The organism is Flavihumibacter sp., from assembly GCF_036676075.1.
In the GTDB taxonomy this organism is placed as follows: Bacteria; Bacteroidota; Bacteroidia; order Chitinophagales; family Chitinophagaceae; genus Flavihumibacter.
This window is the reverse complement of sequence record NZ_JAKFDQ010000010.1, coordinates 514,101-524,274: the sequence shown is the minus strand read 5'-3', so window position 1 is coordinate 524,274 and position 10,174 is coordinate 514,101. Positions and strand designations below refer to the sequence as shown.

The 10,174-nt window shown below is 36.6% G+C and carries 13 protein-coding genes; all 13 read left to right on the top strand.

The genetic code is table 11. The features are described 5' to 3' along the window. Positions 1–495, top strand: a 495-nt coding sequence (locus V6M43_RS14050) for a hypothetical protein (RefSeq protein WP_332736289.1), incomplete at its 5' end; no start/stop codon positions are given. Positions 496–1,101: 606 nt separating this feature from the next. After that, complete coding sequence (locus tag V6M43_RS14045) at positions 1,102–1,629, top strand: energy transducer TonB (protein ID WP_332736287.1); 528 nt, start codon at positions 1,102–1,104, stop codon at positions 1,627–1,629. After that, on the top strand, positions 1,604–2,404 hold the full coding sequence (locus tag V6M43_RS14040; RefSeq protein WP_332736285.1) for a hypothetical protein: 801 nt from the start codon (positions 1,604–1,606) through the stop codon (positions 2,402–2,404). Before V6M43_RS14045 ends, V6M43_RS14040 begins: the two co-directional genes overlap by 26 nt. Before the next feature lie 192 nt (positions 2,405–2,596). Further along, entirely contained in the window at positions 2,597–3,916 is a 1,320-nt protein-coding gene (locus V6M43_RS14035; protein WP_332736283.1) for a leucine-rich repeat domain-containing protein, read from the top strand. Positions 3,917–4,084: 168 nt separating this feature from the next. Then, complete coding sequence (locus tag V6M43_RS14030; RefSeq protein ID WP_332736281.1) at positions 4,085–4,672, top strand: hypothetical protein; 588 nt, start codon at positions 4,085–4,087, stop codon at positions 4,670–4,672. Between the two features lie 142 nt (positions 4,673–4,814). Continuing rightward, positions 4,815–5,444 (top strand): hypothetical protein, encoded by a 630-nt coding sequence (locus V6M43_RS14025; RefSeq protein ID WP_332736279.1) that lies wholly within the window; start codon positions 4,815–4,817, stop codon positions 5,442–5,444. A 133-nt stretch (positions 5,445–5,577) separates the two neighbouring features. Further along, entirely contained in the window at positions 5,578–6,093 is a 516-nt protein-coding gene (locus V6M43_RS14020; RefSeq protein WP_332736277.1) for an RDD family protein, read from the top strand. A gap of 237 nt (positions 6,094–6,330) precedes the next feature. Continuing rightward, complete coding sequence (locus tag V6M43_RS14015; RefSeq protein WP_332736275.1) at positions 6,331–6,813, top strand: hypothetical protein; 483 nt, start codon at positions 6,331–6,333, stop codon at positions 6,811–6,813. Between the two features lie 210 nt (positions 6,814–7,023). Further along, entirely contained in the window at positions 7,024–7,848 is an 825-nt protein-coding gene (locus tag V6M43_RS14010) for a CPBP family intramembrane glutamic endopeptidase (RefSeq protein WP_332736273.1), read from the top strand. A 195-nt stretch (positions 7,849–8,043) separates the two neighbouring features. Then, positions 8,044–9,129, top strand: coding sequence for a ligand-binding sensor domain-containing protein (locus V6M43_RS14005; protein ID WP_332736271.1), 1,086 nt, complete (start codon positions 8,044–8,046; stop codon positions 9,127–9,129). A 95-nt stretch (positions 9,130–9,224) separates the two neighbouring features. After that, entirely contained in the window at positions 9,225–9,464 is a 240-nt protein-coding gene (locus V6M43_RS14000) for a DUF433 domain-containing protein (protein WP_332736269.1), read from the top strand. Then, on the top strand, positions 9,448–9,789 hold the full coding sequence (locus tag V6M43_RS18305) for a DUF5615 family PIN-like protein (protein ID WP_442902318.1): 342 nt from the start codon (positions 9,448–9,450) through the stop codon (positions 9,787–9,789). The genes V6M43_RS14000 and V6M43_RS18305 overlap by 17 nt, the downstream gene beginning before the upstream one ends. 129 nt (positions 9,790–9,918) lie before the next feature. Beyond that, positions 9,919–10,086 (top strand): hypothetical protein, encoded by a 168-nt coding sequence (locus V6M43_RS13995; protein ID WP_332736267.1) that lies wholly within the window; start codon positions 9,919–9,921, stop codon positions 10,084–10,086. The last annotated feature ends 88 nt before the right edge of the window (positions 10,087–10,174 follow it).

Genomic DNA, 10,174 nt, shown 5'->3' with positions numbered 1-10,174 from the left:
ATGGTATTCATGCAATGGTGGCTGACGTGCATGTTACCAGCTTTAGATTTTCAATTCAGCTTTATATCTTTAACAAAGCCGACGGATCAGGAATGCCACCACTGCATAAATACCCGAAACGTTAGCTTCAATCGGATGAAGACCCTAATAATCATAGCATCCTTGTTGACACTTTTCTCATGTTCAGTAGACCATGAGAAAGTAAAACATCAAGAGCGACCAAAAAACATTCCTGAACAAGCCTTTTGGGTCGGCGGAACTGACGGTGGTAACTGGTTCGTAGTTGAAGATGTACACAATCATAAAAACAATGCTATTATAAAGATTTATAACGACACCGACGGAAGCCTAATCGATTCAAAACGCTTTATGTTAGTTTGTCCGATCGACAATAAACAACTCATTGACAATCTACAGGAGCAAATTAACGGCTTCGATGGAGAGAAAATCTTGCTAAAGTCGTCTAACAACAAAAAAGCCTGCTGGCTTCAATGACATGAGCCGTTTAATCATTCCATACAATATCTTAATAATAGTCTTTTGCCTTGGCTCGACACTGCTTCTTCTTGGCAGTCCGCATCATGTTGACTCGGAATTTTTAATTGTTAACATTTCGGCATTAGTTGTTTTCCCTTTGACAGCCTTTTCTTTGAGACTAACTTTTATCGTAAAAGCAGATGGACAGTTGCCAGCATCATACTTCTTGCTGTGACTTGCTGCATAACATTCTACTACATAAATGACTTGGCTTTTAACGCAATTGATGGAGTAAGTTCCATAATAATATATCCAGCTATTATTGTTGCCTTATCAATATCGTTCATTGCTAATATTGTTTTTTCAAGACTAAACAAAACACGACAGACAACAGACAAAAGTTGAACAAACGAATGCAGCTAACAATGCATTTGCAAAAGCATGGCTGGACATTGAAGCAATCGGCTGCAAATCATTTTTAAGCTATCGTTTCGGCAAATATTAAACTGTTGGGCATTAGTTCTTAACTTCAACAATAGTTTCAAATAAGCATTTTTTCCATGCTGACAGTTCTCTATTGCCATGCCATCGCAAATGCTTCAACGTTAGCGGCAAGATTCTGACATGTATAAAAAAATTACAATAATCATTGGTTTCTTTCTTATTTCTTTATTTAGTTATGGTCAGAATGATCATAAAAATAGAAAATCACTTCCCACCTTTCCTGGAGGTGATGATAGCTTAAAGTCGTTTATTATAAAAAATCTAAAGTGGCCAGGGCCAGATTGGTGTGGCGAGGGTATTGTCAAAGTAAGGCTGAGAATTAATAACAGAGGCGAGATAATTAATTATAAAATTCTAAGGAGCATCGATGAGTATTCTGATATGGAGGTAATTCGATTAATTAAATTAATGCCCAATTGGGAAATTCAAAAGCAAAAAATGTTATTAAAACATCGAATTGATTTACTTGTTCCATTTCGATTGGAGCAGATAGGAATAAAAAAAAACGTTTACAAAAACAATGGAAATTCCGAGTCAAATATAAATGATGATTGGCTTTCCAAAAATGTATTCGAAGTTATAGGCAAGCGGTTAACTAACAATCAGAAGGAAAGAATTGAAAATGAGCTTCACTGGAAATTTCATTAAAATATTAAATACTGCCGCTAACATGGTGTTTGCAAAAGCGGGCTGCCAACACCCGATAAACAATAAACATTATGCTCGCCCGCCTTCGCAAATGCTTCAACGTTTATCGGTAATCCGATCAGGGAACGTCATATACCAAATAATGCATGGATATAGACAAATGACAAAGAAGATTGTAATTTTAATATTAATAGAGTTAGTTTTTGTTTTTACTGACTATTTTCTTTTACCATATTTCGTTCAACCTTTTTCGTGGCTTTTAGTATGCTCAACTTTACTTATTCTATCAATCAGACAAATAATAAAAACATTTAAAGAACGGAAAAACTTAAAAGCAGACCGACTATTAAATTTTTCAACTACAATAATTTTATTTTTTCTGACTTTCTACAATTTCAACAAAATTCCAAACTCAATTATTGAAAAAGTTGATTGGACAATTTCTTATAGTAAACGTAGTCAAATAGTAAAAGAAGTTTTAAAAGGAAACCTGAAGCCTAATACAGAAATGAACAATGGAATTTGTGAACTTCCATTGGACTTTCCAATTATATCAAACGGAGGAAACGACATTTGGATTTATGAAAGTAAGGCTGATAATACAAAAACTATTAAATTTTGGATTTCGAGAGGATTTTTTGACTCACCGCAAACATATTTCGTATTTACCAATGACAATGAAAACAAAAAATATTATCAAGAATTAGTTAAAACCAAACCTGAAAATAATTGGCAATTAGAGGAAAATTGGTATCGACTAACAGAACGAGATTAAACCGGAATTCCGATAACAAAAGGTTTGGCAATAGGCTGGCAGAAGGAAGAACAATCGGCTGTAGTTCGCTGTCAGCAATAGTTTCAGCAGACGAACAAATATCGGCTTTTGTTTTTCAATCGGCTGACGTTCGGGCGGAAAGTACATTGAATATCAGCCCATCGCCAAGCCTTAAACGTTGTGTGCAATTTTATGAGACCTTACGTACTAATAACCATATTGACATACTTCCTTTTCGCTAATAGGGCGTTATCACAAAGTGGCAACGGTTATACGACTTCGACCACTATTATTGAAAATGCAGACTTAGTTGGTGATCACGAAATTGACACTGGAAAGTTTATCATTTTAAAGTATAGGCACAGCTTTGATATCCCAGGTGTGATAGACGAAGAACACGAAAGGTATATTTTTGTAAAACTCACTTCCTTTGACGATTTACTTCTGAACAAATCCTATCCTTTACCTGACTCAACAATATCAATTTCGACATATTTCTGGAGTCCATGGTCATACAGTGAAACCAAGAAAATATCAGGAACAATAACAAGAACCAGAAATCTTGACAGTATTCAAGAGATTAACTTACATCTCGCTTTCATCAATAAAAAAGGTCAGCCAGATACCCTACTATACGGTGTTTATCAATTCAAGAAGGACACAAGTTATTTCGCTGACAACAGCATTGAATATAATGGTAGCTATGACAATTTAAGGGTTGCATTGAAAAAACCACTTAAAGTTAGAAAGTTAGACTTATCGTATCGTGGAGTGTGGAAATATCAAAAAAATCTTAGTGGAAAACAAGAACTGCCATCGGAAATTGGCAAGTTAAAAAATCTTGAAGAATTGAATTTGACACTTCAAGACCTAAAAATGTTGCCTTCCGAATTCACCCAACTTGCCAATCTCAAAATACTTGACATTAGTTATAATGATTTCGAATCTTTCCCGACAGAGATATTTTCATGCGAAAATCTTGATTCTTTGGATTTAAAACTATCTCATATCACAGCGGTTCCAAATGAAATCAGTAAACTTAAAAACTTAAAGAAGTTAATCCTTGACGATAACCGATTGAGCAATTTTCCAATGGCTGTAACAAGTTTGACAGAGCTACGTGAATTATCAATTACAAATGGCAACATAAAAACTATACCTAAAGAAATTGGTAACTTAACAAATTTGGAAAAGTTGGATTTTGGTAACTTCTGGAATTATGACCGAAAAAATAAATGCGATAGTCTTAAAAATATTTCGCTGTTAACAAACCTAAAAGAGCTTAATCTGGAATGGACAAAAATTAAATCGCTGCCCTCCGAGTTTTCACAATTAAAAAAACTTGAAGTGTTAAACATAAAATACAACGATTTTAAATCCTTTCCAGAAGTTATAGACCAAATTCCAAACTTGAAATTATTAATCATTTGTTATGAGGAATTTGACAAAAAGACTATGAAAGAATTGAAGAAGCAGAATAAAAAATATAAAGTTCAGGTGGAATCGTTCTAAAAACTGCACACAACATGGGGTTTGCTGCTATGCTGGCTGACGAAAAAATCCTCATCTTTTTGTTCGCTATCAGCGGCGGTTCGGTTTGACGGAATTCTATTCTGCTTTTGTTCTTAACTTCATCATCAGTAATTCTATTGGGCTTCAGTTCCGGGCTGGACGTTATAAATGCCAGCACAGCAGCAAGCCCTGCTCGTTGTGAGAAATAAAACTCCTATGTTTAGCTACCTCATCATTTTTTTAGCAACGTTTTCGCTAGCTCATAGTAACCCTTGCATTGATGAAGAGAAATATCTGAACTTTTTGAGTGCAATTCAGAATAATTCGACTAATAACTATTTTGCAGTAATCACAGTTAAAGATCTGAATAGTGGAAGAGTTAAGGAAATATGCTCAAAGGGGAATTTTATTTCGGGGGCGGTTTATAGGGAGCTGAAATTAGATTATGATTCAATTAGTGACAAAAAGGTGTATGATTATTTTAAGCTCAAAACAACGAGATATTTCGAATTTCGTAGTAAGGCGGCATTGAAGAATATTGATTTTTACAATTACAATGAAAACCTTATAAAACAAATTGCATCTGAATTTCCGATCGAAACTATTTGTAAGCAAATTGATGTTAGTGGTCAATATTCTGTTGAGATAGAAGGGAAGAGAATGAAGGCTCTGGCCCATGTCCTTTTTAATAGGGGTTATATGACTGGCGAGAGTAGCTGTGAAGGTGGACGATTGTTGTTTGTAAAAAGGAAATGACCCGTAAATTTCACACAACATTGGTATTGGCAAATGCGGGCTGCCAACACCCAAAAGAAATATGACTTAACTAGCGCCCGCCTTCGCCAATCCCTTCACGTTAGCTGCTATTATGCACTCCCAAAAATTCTAACTGCTAAGTATGACAATAAGTAATCTCAATATGACTAAATATTTTATTCTTGCTCTGACCATTTTATTTTCAAGTTGCAATGGACAAACTAGTCAAAAGCTAGATTCAAAAGATCCAATTGCCGTTATTCAAGAAAATGAAAAGAAAGCAGCTGAAAAGAAAAGCGACAATCTTGGAGTGGTGATTTCAACAGTTTCATTTCAGGTTAAAACTGACAATAAAAAGGATTTTGAAAATGGACTTATTCCTTGGGCAAGCATTGAAAATGCAAAACAAGATATTCCTAATTTATACAAGAAAGACGAAGTTGTTATTAAGGAGAATTCAGTAAAAATTATTATAGACTACCCTCTTACAAACCAATATGAATTCACATTAACATCAAATAAGGGGTTTACAAGACAACAATTATTAGAAGAAATAAGCTTTAATTATTTTAAGATTTACGAAGAAGAAGAAAAAAGTGCAACTGTGAAGACTATTCCAATTGACAAGAGAACTACAATGTATAACAGAAATCAAACAAATGGTATATATGGAATTTGGGGACACGACATTGCAGACTTGGTATTATCAGAAATACAAGTTTTCAAAACAGTAAGTGGACAAATCTTCTTGACGTTGGATATTGAATCTTAGAAAAATATAAGCAGACAACATGGGTATTGGCAAAAGCGGGCAGCCAGCACTGAAATGAAAATTATATAAATGCCCCCTGCCTTCGCCAAGCCCTCAACGTTAGCTACAAGTTGAGTGCAGACACCAAAACTTTATGGACACAGAAAAATATCGGACAGGACTAAAACGACTTTGGGCAGCAATCGTAGATGGGATTGTTTTTATGCCACTTCTTTTGATTGAACAATGGATGTACAAAACGACGGACAATACATCGACGCTTTTTGCTTGGGCGACTTTTGTTTCGTTTGCCCCACTTTTTTATTCTATTGTTTTGCATTATAAAAATGGTCAGACAATTGGAAAGTGGGTTGCTGAAGTCAAAGTATTAGACATTAGTGAGGCAAGTAAATTGACGCTTCGACAAGCAATTTATCGTGACAGTTTCTATTTAGTTGTTGCATTTGGTGGACTAATCTATTATGGCTTTCTTTTGGGTCGTTCGGACGACAAGCAAAGCATACTTTCTGACTATTACAGCTTTTCTGACAATCCTATATTTTGGTGGACACTCATTGAACTTATAACGATGTTGACCAATTCAAAAAGAAGAGCATTGCACGACTTTATAGCCAGGTCAGTTGTTGTGCGGACGAAAACCAGCAGCTAACATTGGTATTGCCAATAGTGGGGCTTGACATTGGAGCAATCAAAAGAGGTAATTCTGCTGTACTGTGGTTCGGGGCTCAACGAATAAAGCCCAGCTTTAGTTCTTAATATTTAACTTTATCAAAAAGCCAGCTAGTAGTCCCGGGCGGACGAATATAAAATTCCCCGCCTTCGCCAATACCTGCTCGTTGTGCATCATGGAGGTCCAGCCACAACAATTTCAATCGGTAATATATAAATGGCTACTTCTATTCTAAAATTTAAAGATTGGACTTTTGAAGTTGACAAAGAGTTAACTGAAAAGACTTATAAAAATACTCCTAATGGAGGCGCTGACACTTGTGTTTGTAACGACTGCAAGAATTATGTAGCCTATCGTGAAAAGGTTTTTCCTAAAGAAATTCTAGCCTTTTTTAATGAGGTAGGCATTGATTTCAGAAAAGAAGTAGAAATCACTACCTGGCAAGTACGATCTAATGGTCTTTACCATATTGGGGGTTGGTTTCATTTCAAAGGAATATTGCTGACTGGTAAAAATTATCGTGTACCGTCCTCACCCACCGGATATACATACGATTTGACCTCTATAGCTGACAATTTTTCTATTGGCTTTGCACCAGGTAATGACCTCACATTTTTTGAAGAGAACAATGGATTAGTGCAAGTAGAATTTGACACTAATATCCCTTGGGTAATTAATAAATCTCTAAAGACAGAATAAGTTGTTAACGAAAAAAGCACGAACGCACAACAAGGTCTGTGGTAAAGTTGGGTTTGGGAATAAGCCTTAGGCTTTTGTAATTCTATTGTGCTTTCGTACATTGGCCGTAATAAAGAAAAAGATAGGACCAAGGGCAGGCAGATGGAATTCTATTTCCCTGCCTTCGCCAACCCCCGGAAGGTTAGCGGTAATTTAGCGAGACACCAGAACATGCAAAACAGATTATCAAGTAAAGCAAAAGCTATATTTAAGCCGACCTTATTTTGTTTAGTATTTACATCGCTTTTCGTTGTTCTTTCTTTTTTCAAAAATTTTCTTCCATCGTCCGCTGAAAGACTTTCTCACGGAATAATCGGGACACTTGCTGCTTTTGTAGCGACTTGGTTGTTTTTGACATTTGACAAGAAAAAGTTTTCAGCAATAGAGCTCTATTTTGATAGAAAGACCATCATTCGGTTTTTAGTTGGAGTTCTGGTTGGTGTTTCAATCATGGGACTTTTAGCAGCAGGTGTGATGTACTTTACAAATGTTGGAATTAAGCTTAATCAGAATAGTAATATTTGGTATTTTCTGGTAGGCACCACCCCATTAATCCCTTTAGCGTTCATGGAAGAATTAGGATTTAGGGCTTATCCACTTCAAATTCTAAAAGATAAGACAAGCATAAGACTTTCTATCGTAATAACTTCTATTCTCTTTGCTTTGTATCACATCGTAAACGGATGGACTATAGCCAGTTCTTTCTTAGGACCAGCAGTTTGGGGCTTAATATTCGGAATAGCAGCTATCTATTCAAAAGGTATTGCTATGCCCACTGGAATTCATTATGCAGCAAATTTGACGACTTCCGCTTTTGGTGCAAAAGACAATCCTACTTCCATATGGACGATTACACCTACAGACACTGTGACAACGACCTTTCATGGTATGGACTTAACAATCATACTTCCATCTATAGCAATTCTCGTTCTTGGCTTGTTAACAATGGAAGTATACTTGAGACGAAAATCTATCACTAACAATTCATTGGCATAAGCAGGGTTTACGTAAGTACTATCGACTTCAAACCGCTAATTAGCATCAGTTGTCGACTGGACGTATCTATTCGGCTTGAGAATTATCAATGAACATTTTATCTTTAATCAGCATTTGTATCGGCAGTCGAATAAGAAGTTCCCCGCCTTCGCTAATCCCTTCACGTAGTGCGTCATTACTAAAGACACAGTGACTATGAAAGTGAAATCACGAAATCAAAACATTTTTATCCTTTGTTGGACATTTTTAATAGCTGTAACAATCTCGTGCAATAGTCAAAGTCAACCAAATGAAGAAAATCAAAAAGTGCAGGCTAAGACTAACATCGAACGGTTGAAATACACAACGGGGGTTCGGTCCTTTTTAGAGGATAGTAGAGGAAACATTTGGTTTGGTAGTGACAAAGAAGGCGTGTGTTTACTTCATAACGGCATGTTCCAATATTTCACAACAGAAGATGGGTTAAGTCACAACCAGGTAAGAAATATTTATGAAGATAAGAATGGTTTAATATGGTTTGAATGTGGTGAAGGATTAAGTGTTTATGATGGACAGAAAATATCTGTTTACAAAGAAAGAAATTACGATTCAACAGGAGAATGGAAAATAGGTGATAAAGATATTTGGTTTAAAGCTGACCAAATAGGTTCCGGCTACAACGATCTTGAAAGGGCCTCCGGCGTGTACCAGTATGACGGAAAAAAACTATCCTATCGCACATTCCCTGTAATACCAGGATCCGACGATGTGCATGGGTTTCAGTATTCAATTTCGACGCCTTTCGTAAGAGGTAAAAATGGTACGATCTGGTTTGGAACCTACAAATCATTGATTGGATACAATGGCAAAGATTTTAAAATATTAAATGATGAATTTTTCGGATTGACCAAAGAAGAAAGAGGTCTGCATATCCGGGGCTTCATAGAAGATCGCAAAGGAAATCTTTGGATGGCGAATAATGGAAGCGGTGTTTTGGTATATGATGGGAAAGACGCTTTCAATTTCACAACGAAACACAAACTGACAAAGGAAGACACCAAAGGAAATTCACTTGAGAGAGCTTATTCTATTGGAGAGGATGCTGAAGGAAATATCTGGATCGGGACAGTAGAATCTGGAGTCTGGAAATATGATGGTACATCTATTACAAATTTTACTGAAAAGGATGGGCTTGGGCCTACATTCATTTCTACCATATATAAAAGCAAACAAGGAGAATTGTGGTTCGGAGGGAATGGTGTTTACCGCTTCAATGGCAAGTCTTTTGAAAGAATATATTAGGCTGGCATTTTTCAAATTCCCCCAGCATTACTAATATGCAAACCGTTGTGTACCACTGGTTTGCGGCAACACTATAAAATGCTTAACTTTGCTATATGCAAATTCGGGAACTTATCACTATTGACAAGGAAATTCAAGGCGGACAGCCTGTGTTTGCCGGGACCAGAGTTCCTGTAGAATCTCTTTTTGATCATTTGGAAGCAGGTGTTTCACTTGATGAGTTTCTTGCCGACTTCCCAAGTGTAACCCGACAGCAAGCTGTAGACCTTCTTGAGGCCGCTAACAAACTTCTGACATCTAGTAACATAGAGCAACTTTATGCGGCTGTTGCTTGATGAAAATCTGCCCAAACGACTTAAGTCGGATTTTCCTGACCATGAAATATTTACAGTCCGAGACAAAGAGTGGAGTGGCATTAAAAATGGCGAACTTCTTCAGCTAATGGTAGCTGACAAGTTTGATGCTTTACTTACATTCGATAAGAATCTGCAACACCAACAGAATTTTTTAAAGTATCCTATCACAGTATTCGTTTTGTCAGCTTTGAACAATACTTACGAGCAATTAAAACCCTTGACCCCATTAATTAATCAAATTCTATCTAATAATCGACTAATGCCTGGACCCACAATCATCTCGTTAGTTGACCGCGGCTCATAACATAGCAGCTTGGCACTAGTGGGGCGCGACGGATGAACAATCAGCGTTATAATATAACCTGGCTTCAGTTTCAGGGGATAAATGATATGGATTAATTGGTAGAGGGATTACCAATTCCCCACCAGCGCCATGCTACCACCGTTAAAGAAGAATTTTAAAATGCTGGATTCGGTGAGTACACCCGTAGTAAAACTTGCACTTCAGGATGCATTAACGACTATTAAGAATGTCCGCCAACATGCAGCAGAATACAAAATTGATTCTGACAAAATAGGCTTCATGGGCTCTTCTGCCTAGGGAAATATTGCGATGTCAGTCACTTACAATGCTTTGGAAGAGAGCCGCCCAAATTTTGTGGCGCCCATTTATACTTACGGAAATGCTA